Annotated in this window: 9 protein-coding genes; 4 read left to right on the top strand and 5 right to left on the bottom strand. The window is 49.4% G+C overall.

What is annotated here, in order from left to right:
- Positions 1 to 6: 6 nt before the first annotated feature.
- Positions 7 to 2,439: a TonB-dependent receptor gene (locus HWI92_RS15080; protein WP_229248029.1), complete on the bottom strand. Its 2,433-nt coding sequence runs from the start codon at positions 2,437 to 2,439 to the stop codon at positions 7 to 9.
- Between the two features lie 487 nt (positions 2,440 to 2,926).
- On the opposite strand from HWI92_RS15080, the gene HWI92_RS15075 reads away from it, so the two are divergent.
- The 4 genes from HWI92_RS15075 to lolA1 all read left to right on the top strand — a co-directional run bounded on the left by HWI92_RS15075 (position 2,927) and on the right by lolA1 (position 7,923).
- Positions 2,927 to 3,415: a hypothetical protein gene (locus HWI92_RS15075; protein WP_204656683.1), complete on the top strand. Its 489-nt coding sequence runs from the start codon at positions 2,927 to 2,929 to the stop codon at positions 3,413 to 3,415.
- Positions 3,416 to 3,497: 82 nt separating this feature from the next.
- Entirely contained in the window at positions 3,498 to 4,529 is a 1,032-nt protein-coding gene (locus HWI92_RS15070; RefSeq protein ID WP_204656681.1) for a quinone-dependent dihydroorotate dehydrogenase, read from the top strand.
- A 55-nt stretch (positions 4,530 to 4,584) separates the two neighbouring features.
- Positions 4,585 to 7,146 carry an FtsK/SpoIIIE family DNA translocase gene (locus tag HWI92_RS15065; RefSeq protein WP_204656679.1) on the top strand — a complete coding sequence of 854 codons (2,562 nt, stop codon included), beginning with the start codon at positions 4,585 to 4,587 and terminating at the stop codon, positions 7,144 to 7,146.
- Positions 7,147 to 7,272: 126 nt separating this feature from the next.
- Complete coding sequence (lolA1, locus tag HWI92_RS15060; RefSeq protein ID WP_310589477.1) at positions 7,273 to 7,923, top strand: outer membrane lipoprotein periplasmic chaperone LolA1; 651 nt, start codon at positions 7,273 to 7,275, stop codon at positions 7,921 to 7,923.
- A 76-nt stretch (positions 7,924 to 7,999) separates the two neighbouring features.
- Here the strand turns inward: lolA1 and HWI92_RS15055 are convergent, their stop codons facing one another.
- From HWI92_RS15055 to HWI92_RS15040, 4 genes are all read right to left on the bottom strand, one after another.
- Positions 8,000 to 8,470 carry a ferritin-like domain-containing protein gene (locus HWI92_RS15055; protein WP_204656677.1) on the bottom strand — a complete coding sequence of 157 codons (471 nt, stop codon included), beginning with the start codon at positions 8,468 to 8,470 and terminating at the stop codon, positions 8,000 to 8,002.
- Between the two features lie 173 nt (positions 8,471 to 8,643).
- Positions 8,644 to 9,735: a DNA topoisomerase IB gene (locus HWI92_RS15050; protein ID WP_204656675.1), complete on the bottom strand. Its 1,092-nt coding sequence runs from the start codon at positions 9,733 to 9,735 to the stop codon at positions 8,644 to 8,646.
- Between the two features lie 191 nt (positions 9,736 to 9,926).
- Positions 9,927 to 12,209: an ATP-binding protein gene (locus HWI92_RS15045; protein ID WP_204656673.1), complete on the bottom strand. Its 2,283-nt coding sequence runs from the start codon at positions 12,207 to 12,209 to the stop codon at positions 9,927 to 9,929.
- Positions 12,206 to 12,829, bottom strand: a complete 624-nt coding sequence (locus tag HWI92_RS15040) for a biliverdin-producing heme oxygenase (protein WP_204656664.1) — start codon at positions 12,827 to 12,829, stop codon at positions 12,206 to 12,208. The genes HWI92_RS15045 and HWI92_RS15040 overlap by 4 nt, the downstream gene beginning before the upstream one ends.
- Positions 12,830 to 12,834: the final 5 nt, after the last annotated feature.

Here is a 12,834-nt window from a genome sequence, read left to right as displayed (position 1 = left end):
CTTCTTTTATGCATCATCCCCGCCACCGGCAGATATCTTCCCGAATCTGTACTGAAAAGTAAGGTTAACCAGTCTGTTGGTTTGCTGCCACAGTGAATTTTGGGTGTAGGTAGCGGTAGCCAGCTGGCTTTTGTATGCACGTGAAAGGAATATGTCCTGCACGTTGAACGAAATTGTAGCTTTTTTTTCCAGCAATTCTTTCCGTATTCCCATATTGGCGATAAACACCCCTTCACGCGTACCCTGCGCAATTGCACGTGGTCCTTCATAGTTTACATAGGCCGACGCCCGGAAATCGAGGGGCAAAGTCACAAACGCATTCAGGTTGCCGGAGTAGCTCCATGTACGGTTGTCGATCTGGGCTACGGTGGATACTACCTCACTGCGGTAAACGCGGCCGCTGCCGTTAACTTTCAGCACGTCACCAAAAAACTTTTGGGTGAAATCCGTTTCAAAACCGTAGGAAAGCTCCCGGCCCACATTGTCAAAACGGGTAAGTGATACGCCCGTCTCATCAATGGTACGGATGCGGGTGATTGCATTATTGGAGTAATCCATAAACAGGGACGGGCCCCAGCCACCATTGGCTTCGTAGTTGGAATAGCCCATTTCAGCCTTGTGGGTAAATTCCGGACGCAGGTTCGGGTTACCTGATTGTATGTTACGCGGGTCGGAAACATCCGTGTATGGATTGAGCCAGTCGGCTTCCGGGCGCTGTACGCGGCGGCTGTAATTGAGCTTTACCTGCGAGGTCTCACCCAGCTTGCGGGTAAGTGCCAGGGTAGGCACGAGCGTCAGGAAGTGTACGCCGAATGCCTTGTTGATGCTGATCTGATTGATGTCCTGATTGTAGTCTGTAACGCGGAGTCCCGCACGCATTCCCCAGAGATCCGTTTTTTGTGAGAAAGTCATGAAACCCGTGTAGGTAGCATCCTTATAGCCGAAAACATTACTGATGCTCGGGTTGAACGTGTAGCTGCCGGTTTCCCGGTTCAGGTCGTAAAATGCATTGGTATTATCATTCGAGCTCATCCGCGAGCGCAAGCCCACTTCCAGCGTCGACTTGTCGGTGATAGGCCAGGTATAATCTGAATTGAGGTAGAGGGAGTGGCGCTTGTTGTCGCGGAAATTTTGCTGGTTGCGCAGCAGGCTGTCGATCACGCTTTCCTGGTTATAGTACGACTCACCATCCGAGCCTCCCAGGGAGTAGCTGGAATTGAAGTTGAGCTGGTGATCCTTTTCTGCAAATTTTTTACGAAAATCCAGACTGAAATTCACGTTGTCGCCCGATCCTTTGCTATTGTTGAGGCGTGTAAATTCTTCCAGTACGATACCCTGCAAACCACTAGTTCGGTTGAGGAGGTTGCTGAGATTGCTGCTCTGGTCACGCGAGTAGTTTACACCGGCTTCCAGTGAATTTTTTTCGTTAAAATCATAATTGACACCCACCCTGCCAAACAGGTTTCTTCCTTTATTACCGCCTGTGCCATTTTGTTCCAGTACAGATGCATTCTCGGAGATCAGGTTCTGACGGGTAAGATTTCTTTTCCAGATCATGTTGCGGTTTTGCCCGCTTACAGATGCATTCACGCCCAGCTTACCCGCGCGGTAGCTGATATTGCCCGAAGCATTATGGTTATTTCGGTTACCCAGCGACAGGCGCATACCACCATTGGTGCCCCGGATCCTGGTCTTTTTTGTAATAATATCAATAACCCCCGACGCGCCTTCCCCCTCGTACTTGGCCGATGGCGTGGTCATAACATCAATGCGCTCGATGAGGTTGGCGGGAAATGACTGCAGAATAGTTGGGAGGTCGGAGCCGTACAGGTTGGAAGGCTTGCCATCGATCAGCACCACAACATTGCCCTTGCCGCGTACCTGCGGGTTACCATTTTCGTCCAGGGACACTGCCGGTACCTTTTCGAGCAGGTCGCTTACATTGTTGCTGGTAGCCAGCATATCTTTGCCGATGTTGACGATCTTCTTGTCGATATCGTCCACAATCATGCTCTTTTCTCCTTTGATCGTCACCTCGTTGAGCTTCTGCGCCTCAGGCTTGATCACGATGTTGCCGAGGTCAGTCATGTTTGCCTCCGTAGCTACGCGTATGTTGGGCATATAGCGGGTTTCGTACCCCATGTTGGTGACCCGCATGATGTAATTCCCCGGGGTAACATTGGCAATGGTAAATACGCCGTTTTCATCGGCTACGGCACCACTGGCCAAGCTGGAATCCCTGGCCGCAAGCAGCGCCACGGTAGCAAAGCTGACGCCCGCAGCACCAGGGCCTTCCACTACTTTTCCTACCAGTTTCCCTCCTTCGGCAAACCTTGGATTTGGGATATTTTCGGGAAAAGAAATGGCTGCATAAGAGGCAGGGGCAATGGTAATGGCAGAGACAAGCGCAAGCAGGTTAAGAAAAAAGGTGCCTTTCACGGGTATAGGTTTTAGGAAATTGTTAGGAGTTGATTGTTTACACGATTAAGCCTGAACAACATACGGAGCAAAATGAATTTTGGATCAAATATTTCCGTCAACGTGCCCGTAAGTAGGGACAACGCGAGCCGGCTTTGAATAATTACATAAAATTATAAAAAAATAAGGATCGGGAATATGAAAGTTTATATCTGCCGACTGCCACAGGAGTTTCGATGGCTATACCCAGATCGTACTTCAGAGGGAGTTTTGCAATGGAGCTTTTGTTATATTTGTTCAGGAACAGACTATAAGATATGAAGAAGCGAATTCAAATTTTCAGAAGTTTTGAAGAATTGGAAGAAGAAAACTTTCGCAGCAATACAGAGGCTACTCTGCAAGAGCGTTGGGACACTTTTTGGAAATTGAAGCGACAGCACAGGTCCATTTTCTACTCACAACCAGAATCCAGCCAAATTAAGAAACGTATTACAATCAGCAAGCCTTCATGGATTTAGAAAATTCCGAGTTTCTAAAATTCGTAAAAGCTGCCGGGGATAACAATCTCGAATACTTGCTGATCGGCGGCCTGGCCCTCGCAATGCATGGTATCATCCGCTATACGCAGGATGCCGACATTTGGGTGAAGCCAACAAACGAGAATCGAGATAATCTGATCAAAACACTCAGCGCGCTGGACTATGAAGACGACGATTACAGAGAAATTGCTAATCTCGATTTTAGAGAGCCTCAGATCGTCCGGCTGGAAGGTCCAATTGACATTTTGACGAGGGTACATTTTCGCATGGGATTTGACGAGTGTATGGCAAGAGCCCGGGAGTTTACGTCCTCAATCGGATACAAACTTTATTTTGTACATATCAATGATCTCAGAGAATTCAAAGTCTGGGCACGCAGGCCGAAGGATCTTAATGATATTCTGATGATTGATGAGCTCATAGAAAAGATAAATCAGCAAGATTCCGAGAAGTCTTAGCTCTATCAAAGTGCATTCCGTTATTAAAATAAAAATCCCCCCTTGCTCCCCCGGCTCCTGCTAATCCTTCTATTTTTGCAGCATGTACAAGATTCTGATCTCCCCGCTGCTTTTTTTGTTTGACGCCGAAAAGGTGCATCATTTTGTTTGCGAAATACTTCATCTGGGCTTTAAAATCCCGTTTGTACCGCAGCTGGTCCGGTCAGTCTATACCTTTGAACATCCCGACCTGGTACAGGAAGCAGCCGGACTGCGGTTTCGGAATCCCGTGGGCATGGCCGCCGGGTTTGATAAAAATGCGGAGCTTGTCGATGAGCTGGAAGCATTGGGCTTCGGGTACATTGAAATTGGTACCGTCACGCCCCGCCCTCAGCCGGGAAATGATAAGCCGCGCCTGTTCCGCCTGAAAAAAGACAAAGCGCTGATCAACCGCATGGGTTTCAACAACAAGGGTGCGACCGTGGCGGCTGCCAAGCTGCGTCACCGCAAGTCGAGGATTCTGGTAGGAGGGAATATTGGTAAAAACAAGGATACACCCAACGATCAGGCATTGAACGACTATCTGATCTGCTTCCGCGAGCTGTTTGATGTCGTCGATTACTTTGTGGTCAATGTAAGCTCGCCCAACACGCCGGGTCTGCGCGATTTACAGGAAAAAGAACCCCTCACCAGGCTGCTGCTCTCTTTGCAGGAAAATAACCGGTTGAAAAGTAATCCAAAACCTATATTTTTAAAGATTGCTCCTGATCTGACGGAGACGCAGCTGGACGATATCGTGGACATTGTGCAGCATGCGGGCATAGCCGGTGTTATTGCTACCAATACCACCATCAGCCGTGCCAACCTGCGCTCAGATGCGGCCGAAATCGCGCAATACGGTGCCGGAGGACTGAGCGGGGCACCCCTCAGAAGCAGGTCAACTGAAGTAATTCGTTACCTTTGCGAGAAGTCGGGAAATGCTTTTCCCGTCATTGCCGTAGGCGGTATCGACTCTCCGGAGGCAGCCATCGAAAAGCGGAATGCAGGAGCAGGATTAGTCCAGCTGTATACCGGGTTTATCTATGAAGGCCCGGGGATCGTCAAACGGATCTGCAAGGCACTCGTGAAACAGTAAACGAGAGGGCGGGTCCGGTCAGGAATATATATCACGCATCTCTGAAATATTATAAATGTCAGTTAACAAACCGAGAGCAAACGCACCGCGCCCGAAAGAAACAGAGGAGAAAAGACCGCGATTCCGTGTTTCTCTGGACTGGGAGCATATTTTTAAAAGTCCCAAAAACACCCTCTCGTGGGGTACGTTCTTCATCATTCTCAGCATTATTCTCGAAGTATCTTTCTTCTCACACATTGTTACGGGTCTTTCCGACCAGAGTGTTATTGATAGTCTGGGCAACGAGTCCATCCGCGATGCAGGCCGCCAGACGCGCAACTTCTTCGGGGTACTGGGGGCTGTACTTTCCCATTTCTTTGTGTACCGGTGGTTTGGGATCGGTGCACTGCTGATTCCCGTAGTCCCTTTTATGGCGGGCTGGAAAATGGCTTTCGGCAAGGAGCTGCTCCCGCTCGGGAAAGTGACCAAAGAGGTTATTTTCTTTGCATTGTGGACCAGCCTGCTCATGGGCTATGTAATCCTGATGAGCAATACGGAGAGTAATCTGAGCTTCATGGCCGGTGGAATTGGTTACATCAGCAACATCTACCTGTTTGACTGGCTGAAATGGGGAAGCATTATACCCATCATTTTCGCACTCTTCGTTTTCTCAGTTTCCTTTTACAATGTAAAATCGGTGATCGATACCTGGCAGCAGAATAAGGCAGCCAGAGAGCCGGAGCCGGTGGAGCAGCAGGAAGAGATCCCGGAAGTGGAAGTACCCGCCGAAGCAGAGATAGAACCTGTGCATGAAAGCAGCATTGTCGCAGTCGTAAATGATACGTATGACGATGACGACGAAGAAACGGAGGAGGAGGCAGGAGAGCTAGTGGAGGCCGAAGCGGCCGAAATGAAGGTGACCATGCTTGCGGCATCGGAGCGGAAAGAAGTTGCAATGCCCCTGGAGATGGCTGTAAAGTCGGACCCTGTCATTCCGGTACTGCAGGCCGCAGGACCACCTTCGCTTGAACTGGAACTGGAAGATACCACCCATGCGGAGTCAGCACCTGCCGAAGACCTGGAAGATGAAGATGTGAATGCGACGATCCTGCGTGAGTTCGGCCAGTATGACCCGCAGCTGGACCTGCCTTCTTACCAGTTCCCGAACATCGGGTTGCTGAATGATGCGATCGATAACCAGCATGAAAAGGTTACCCAGGAAGAGCTGGAAAGCAACAAGATCAGGATTGTGGAAACCCTGGGCAGCTATGGTATCAACATTTCCAAGATCAAGGCGACCATTGGCCCTACGGTAACATTGTACGAGATCATTCCGGAGGCGGGGGTACGTATTTCAAAAATCAAAAACCTGGAAGGTGACATTGCCCTCAGCCTCGCGGCACTGGGTATCAGGATCATCGCACCGATGCCAGGCCGCGGAACCATCGGGATTGAAGTGCCGAACAAGAACCGCGAGACGGTGTTTATCCGCTCGGTACTTTCCAATGAACGTTTCCTGAAAGCCAATTACGACCTGCCGGTAGTACTCGGGAAAACGATTTCTAACGACATTCACATTGCCGATCTGGCCAAGATGCCGCACTTGCTCATGGCAGGGGCCACCGGTCAGGGTAAGTCGGTGGGGCTGAACGTAATCCTGGCTTCCCTCATTTATAAAAAGCACCCTGCTGAGCTGAAGTTTGTACTGGTAGATCCCAAGAAAGTAGAGCTGACCCTTTTTAACAAGCTGGAAAGACACTTCTTGGCCAAGCTTCCCAACTCTGAGGAGGCGATCATCACCGATACCAAAAAAGTGATCTTTACCCTGAATTCCCTTTGTATAGAAATGGATTCACGGTACGACCTGCTGAAAGAAGCCGCCGTCCGGAATTTAAAAGAATACAATGCAAAGTTCGCCCAGCGCCGGCTAAACCCCGAAAAAGGCCACCGGTTCCTGCCTTATATTGTGCTGGTGATTGATGAGCTTGCCGATCTGATGATGACTGCGGGTAAAGAGGTGGAAACACCCATCGCACGTCTGGCGCAGCTGGCACGGGCTGTCGGTATCCACCTCGTGGTCGCTACGCAGCGTCCCTCGGTGAAGGTAATTACCGGTCTAATCAAGGCCAACTTCCCGGCACGGCTTTCGTTCCGGGTTACGTCCAGCATCGACTCCCGTACGATCCTGGACATGGGTGGAGCAGAGCAGCTGGTAGGACAGGGGGATATGCTGCTGGCGATCAACTCGGAAGTGATCAGGCTGCAATGCCCTTTTATTGATACCCGTGAAATTGAGGACGTTTGCGATTACATCGGCGGGCAGCGCGGCTACGACGAGGCCTATGCATTGCCGGAATATGAAGGTGAGGATGCCGCAGAAGGCCGCGGCGAGCTGAATCCCGATGACTTTGATGGTTTGTTGCCCGACGCTGCCAGACTGATCGTGACGCACCAGCAGGGTAGTACCTCACTCATTCAGCGCAAGATGAAGCTGGGTTACAACCGCGCCGGCCGCATTATGGATCAGCTGGAAGTACTTGGCGTAGTAGGACCCTTTACAGGCAGCAAGGCGCGGGACGTGATGTTCCACGATCTGAGCGGACTGGAAGAACATCTGCGGGTAATGGGTATTTCCTAGCCGCAGCTTTATGGGATGTTTTTCAATTTCTGCAAACCTGTTTTCGTTATCCAGCTTTATTTGCGCCCCCGGGCATTTATCAACAGAACCAAGTCAGTAACTCACTAAAAACCAAACTCCGGAAACATGCTGAATTTCAAAACCAATGTACTTCGTTTGTCCTTTATGCTGGTGGCTTCACTTTGCTGCATAGACGCCAGCGCGCAGGGCGATAAAAAATCCTCAGAGATCCTGGAAGCCATGAGCGCCCGGTACCAGAAAATCAAATCGTTCAAAGCGGTATTTACCTATAAACCCACAGGCGAGAAGCCGCTGAAAGGGGAAGCTACCGTAAAAGGCACCAAATTTCGCCTGAAAATGGCCGGTCAGGAAATCTTCAATGATGGCAAGCTGATGGCAACCTACATTAAGGAAACGAATGAAGTGAACCTGCAGGATTTTGACCCGACACAAACCGGTGACCTGGATCCTACCAAGATTTATTCAGCTTATAAAAAAGGATTTAAATACAAATATCTGCAGGAAAAGAAAGAGGGAGCCAAAACGCTGGATGTGGTAGAACTGACATCCACCAATAAGAACAGCCAGGTGGATAAAGTGCAGATTGAAGTTGAAAAAGCCACCAGGGCTATCAGCAGCTGGAAAATTTTCCAGAAAAACGGGCAGCAGGTTACCTATAAAGTGGACCAGTTTCAGCCTGACGTAAAAGTTGCCGACAGCTACTTTGCATTCAATACCAAAGATTACCCCGGTGTGGAAGTGGTCGATTTGCGATAAGTGCAATATTCTGCATGACTCAAATAAAAAGGGAAGTAACATGGTTACTTCCCTTTTTATTTGAGGTAGTGTGTGTTTACCGGCTTACTTCCTGGTGCAGGTCACGGTATTTTTTAATCAGGTTATGCGATTCAAGCAGTTCTGCTTTTTGATTGGCGATCAGCTGACGAATGCCTACGGGCAGGTCTACATCGGTAGCCAGTGCATCGTCATAGGCTTCCTGTGCGGCATCTTCCCCATACTCACAGCTTTCCAGGGCCGAAGTCCTGTCGTGACCTGTGAAGGTAGCCTTGATATCCATCCAAACTCTGTAGATCTTGCCCGATCCGGTAGTTCCGGAGGCTACTTCACCACCCAGGCTGCGGATTTCGGCACTTAATTCACTTATATTTTCACGGCTCTCATTGGCCATTTTCTGGAAAATTCCTCTCAGATCAATATCAATGTCTTCTACTTCGGTGAGTGCTCTTTCATAACCTTCAATCCGGTCATTGTTAATCCTGACAAGGTCGTTCAGTACCTCCACGAGATTTTCATTGGTTTCCATAACGAGTTTTTCTAGTTTGATGATGTTTGTAATCTGACACTCGTTCTGCAGTTAAAATCCTGTGCCATGCGACGCGAATGCAGTTGCAGGTACATCAGCATTGTAAGGTATGACGTATATGTAGCAGATTTTTCCCCAACCTTTCGGGCCTGCTGCCTGTGGAAATAATAAGCTTACGTTTGATGCGACAGCAGGTATTTCACCCGCTGCTCGCTGGGTGAGAAGTACGTCAGTTCTTCCACATCCCGTCCTGCAAGGCGCGTGATCTTGCCGCTTTCGTATGACCGGAATACGGCAGGATGCACATAGTACTTTTTACAAACAGTGCGCGTATTGCCGAGGTGGGCCGCAACAACGTCCAGGCAGGTATTCAGCGTGCGTGTAAGCTGGCGCTTGGTGGTATATTTTTCCTGAACCGACAGGTACTCGAATGCCGTCACTGTTCCCATCCAGGTCCTGAAATCCTTGGCCGAAAAGTGTGCTCCCGTATGTTCCTTGATGTAGTCATTGACCTGGTGTGCATTCAGCGAGCATTTAACCCCGTGATCAGAGTAGTATTGAAAAAGCCTTTTACCCGGCATTTCCTTATATGTTTTAACCAGTCGGGCCAGCTGTGTATCGCGGAGGGATATATCCTGTTTTACCCCTTTTTTTCCGGTAAAAACAAAACGGATCCTGCTGCCTGTAACGGTGGCAGCGCGCGCGTCCAGCGTGGTAATTCCTGAGGAACCGTGTTTTAGCTTGTAGCGCTGGTTACCCACGCGGATGCAGGTTTTGTCCATAAGCTTTATCACCAGTGCTATTACTTTCTGCAGGTCGTATTCCTTGTGCCTGAGGTCACGCTCTACCTGCTCGCGCAGCAGCGGCAGGGCTTCCGAAAACGTCAGGAGGCGATAGTACTTGGTTTGATTGCGGATCAGGTTCCAGTGCGGATGGTACCGGTACTGTTTGCGGCCAGCCTCGTCAATGCCCGTAGCCTGTAAATGGCCCTCAGTATCCTCACTGACCCACACTTCTTTCCAGGCTGGCGGCAGTACCAGCGCCCGGATCCTTGCAATAACACTTTTGTCACGTACGCGCTCGCCCTGAGAGTCCAGGTAAAAGAAGCGGGGCGACTTGCCTTTGCGGGTATAGCCTGGTGCACCGGCTGTGATATAGTTCAATCCCACTGCAGCCGCTGTGGCCGCAGGGTCTTTTTTCAGTTTTTTAATTTGCCTTGCTGAAATGATTGGTTCTTCCGTCCCGATAACTGATACTTCGGACATATTCTGATTTGTTAAACACTGTGAGTGCTCTTTATAACAAACCAGTACCAGCATGTTTTTTCAGGAAAATGGAATCAAACACTGGTGAAAAGTGCCTTGCGGCTATGTTCACGCGTCTTCCTTAAAATGAAAATCCTCAGCATGGCTGCCATGCTGAGGAACATTCTACTCATGACCAAAGCCATGCGTGCCTATGCTACCGGGAAGTACAGGCTGAAAATGGCGCCTTGTTCGAGCTGACCTTCTGCCTTGATATATCCCCGGTGGTTTTCCATGATTTTCTTGCAAATGGCGAGTCCTATGCCGGTACCGGGGTACTTGTGTGCTGGGTTCAGCCTTTGGAAAATGTCGAAAATCCGGGTTTCGTATTCTTTTTCAAACCCAATTCCATTGTCTTCAAATGTGATCCGGTAATAAAGTCCGTCCTGCTGGATTTTCTCCGTTCCCGCATCCGAGCCTGTCACGGAGAGCAGACGTATCTTTACGCTGGGAGCTACACCCGCCTTCGAAAATTTGATGGCATTCCCGAGCAGGTTTACAAATAGCTGATGTATCTGGAATGGAATCACCTGAAGTTCGGGAAGTCTGTCTGCCTCCACAGTTACCTGTTTTTCCCGGATCTCATCGGCCATCTCGGTCAGCACATTCTCGAGGATAATGTTCAGGTCTTTTACTTCAAAGCTTTTCTCCATGTTCCCGGCTTTGGAGTAGGAGAGTATATCTTCGATCAGCAGCTGCATCTTCTCGGCTGCAAAGCGCATTCTTTCAACGGAATCTTTGACCTGCAGCGAAAGGTCGGGATCTTCCCGGTCGAGCACTTTGGATGCAAAGATCTGGATCTTGCGCAGCGGCTCTTTCAAGTCGTGTGTGCTGATCCAGTTCAGGTTTGCCAGTTCCTTGTTGGCGGTTTTCAGTTCTTCGTTCAGGATGCGGTTACGATCTTCCTGCCTGCGTATCACCTGAAAGTTGATATGGCGCTGCAATGCATAGGAAAAGCTGGATGCTGCATTCAGCTCGGATTTTTTCCATTTCCGGCTTTTACCTTTTACAACCTCTCTCCAGAGTTCAAAGGACTTGCGCGGCGACAGGCGGAAACCATCTTCGTTTTGTAAAATAGCTTTATCTGGATTTCCTGCCCAGTTAATGGTCTCTATCTGTTCATTCCGAAACCAGAGAATAGCATTGGAGGTACCGGAAAGGATCCGGTGATAAATAATCCCCGCAGCATGGCGGGAAAGATTTTCACGGTCATAAACCGATGCGAGAAAGTCGGTTTCAAGGCTTTCGGCGCGGTACTCCTCACCCAGGAAATGCACCAGTGCCAGGAGCTCGTCTTCCGGAGGCACAGCCCCGGAGGTGTAAAGCCGCCGGTTGTAATAAATAGCCATTCCGGTAGCATTGGCCAGTTCCAGGAGCAAAGGTGATATGTGGCAGGCTCCGATGAAGTCTTCATGCTGATGCAAAAGTTCAAGGGAGCTTACCAGCGCTTTGTCCACATGCTGTCCTACCTCGAACTCTTCCGATACTTCGCGCACTGCAATCTGGGAAGTAAGGAAATGCCCCTGCAGCAAAGCCGACAGGCGGGTATAATGCGGTAAAACTTTGGGTGAATAGTGATGGCACGCAATCAGTCCCCAGAGCTTCTGATTCTGAAGGAGTGAAATGGTCAGTGTGGCACCCACACCCATATTTTTCATATACTCGATATGAATGGGCGATACACTCCGTAAAATGGAGAGACTAAGATCCAGAGATTGGTTGCTTTTGTTACCAGCCTGGTCCAGCGCAAGCAGCGGTACCGGCTCGTAATGTATATCAGCGATCATACGCAGCTGATTTCGGATGTAAAGCTCACGCGCCTGCACCGGTATGTCGCTGTGCGGATATTTTTGTCCTGAAAACGAGTTCAGATCCTCACGCCTGCTCTCGGCGATGACTTCCCCGTTATAATCATCGTCAAACCGATAAATCATGACCCGGTCGTAGCCGGTAATATAGCGGGTCTCCGTAGCAATATCCTGGCAAAGGTCGAGCAGGTAGCTCGACTTTTCCATAATGGAAACAAACTTCCGTGTTTGGTTATAAAGATTGGGCAGGTTAAGTGTGCCGTCGGGGAATGGTTCCAGCTCAAGAATAAAGGTATTCCCGCTCTTGTGTACCGTCGTATTGAAAGGAGTATCGTTGATCTCAAAAACGAAAGGCTTTGCAGTGTCGATTTCTGCAGTAGCGTACGCGTGGAACTGCCCGGCAAGTTCATCCGTAAATATTTCTGACAACCTTTTCCCCAACACCTGCTCAGGAGGAAGTGCTGTATAATCAGCCGTATTCTGGCTGCAGTATTCAATGAGGTAATCGGGCTGGGTGACACCTAGCAGAAATCCATGTGGCTGAATGCTGCCCGGGATATGGATTGGCTCACTTTCACAGTTTGTAAGATTAACAATCTCACGGTTTACGATATTCCTGATATTCATCTTTTGCTTTCAATAACTGCTTCGCTGAGCCAATTGTCAATAAGGGTGAAAGTTTGTGTTGCGCTTTCGATGATTTTACCGGCTTTTTCCGGGCTGTCAGCATAGGCAGTAAGGCGGGAAACAAAGGCTTTCCACATTGAGCCGGTCTGTGGACCGTACCCGCAAAAGTAGGAAGCGCCATGCTCGCACGTCAGGCCGAGATGCTGCTGAACGTGCTTGTAAATCACTCTGCCGCCCAGTGTTGATCCTTCCAGCACATACATGACACCAGCCGCACCGGCCTGTCCGGTGAAAGGCAGTTCTGGGACCGGGATATTATCCACTTCTTCTGCTGAAAATCCGGTTACAATGAGGTCATTCTTGATCCGTGCTGCACGGTACCTTTCCGCCAGGTCGGGGAAGATGGTTGCTATGGCAGGAAATACATGGGTTTCGCAGCCAAGCGTAATACTGTACAATCGGGAAAGATAGGTCTGGTAATCTGCAAGCGATACTTCGGGCAACAGCAATGCTTTTGATAGCATATTTTCTTCCAGTTGCTGATGGCTTTCCGATGTCTGCGTTCTCAGTTCATTAATAAATGTGTTTGGGTCTATCCCTAAACCTGTACTATCCTGCATAAATT

This window comes from Dyadobacter sandarakinus (assembly GCF_016894445.1).
Classification (GTDB): domain Bacteria; phylum Bacteroidota; class Bacteroidia; order Cytophagales; family Spirosomataceae; genus Dyadobacter; species Dyadobacter sandarakinus.
This window is presented reverse-complemented; position numbering and strand designations above follow the sequence as displayed.